Origin of the sequence: Pseudomonas sp. PSPC2-3 (genome assembly GCF_049898265.1) — a bacterium.
Taxonomy (GTDB): domain Bacteria; phylum Pseudomonadota; class Gammaproteobacteria; order Pseudomonadales; family Pseudomonadaceae; genus Aquipseudomonas; species Aquipseudomonas veronii.
In genome coordinates this window covers 1-585 of record NZ_JAFCXJ010000033.1, presented here as the reverse complement: position 1 = coordinate 585, position 585 = coordinate 1, and the positions used below count along the sequence as shown (strand labels likewise).

The window sequence follows — 585 nt, the reverse complement described above, 5'->3', positions numbered from 1 at the left end:
CGCGACGCCATCGCCGCCGGCGTGCTGCTGTGCCCGGAGGACCGCAAGAAGGAGGGCATCATCCCGCTGGGCAGCGTGGCCGAGAACATCAACATCAGCGCACGCGGCGCCCATTCCCGGTTCGGCTGGCTGCTGCGCGAGGGCTGGGAGCAGGGCAACGCCGAGCAGCAAATCCGCGGGATGAAGGTCAAGACGCCGAGCGCCGCGCAGAAAATCATGTACCTGTCCGGCGGCAATCAGCAGAAGGCCATTCTCGGCCGCTGGCTGTCGATGCCGATGAAGGTGCTGCTGCTGGACGAGCCGACGCGGGGCATCGACATCGGCGCCAAGTCGGAGATCTACCAGATCATCCATGACCTGGCGGCGAGCGGCATCGCGGTGATTGTGGTGTCCAGCGACTTGATGGAGGTGATGGGGGTTTCCGATCGCATTCTGGTGCTGTGTGAAGGCGCTTTGCGCGGCGAACAACGGCGCGAACACGCCACTGAATCCAACTTGCTGCAACTGGCCTTGCCGCGTGGCCTGGCGAACTGAGAGACGACTATGACGACCCAACACAACGCGTTGCCGACGGCACGCAAACCC

The 585-nt window shown here is 64.4% G+C and carries 1 protein-coding gene; it reads left to right on the top strand.

Annotated features, from left to right (window positions below; genetic code table 11):
- Positions 1-534 (top strand): ATP-binding cassette domain-containing protein (locus ACP7E3_RS31895; RefSeq protein ID WP_426125517.1); only part of this gene is annotated, 534 nt, incomplete at its 5' end.
- Between the last annotated feature and the right edge of the window lie 51 nt (positions 535-585).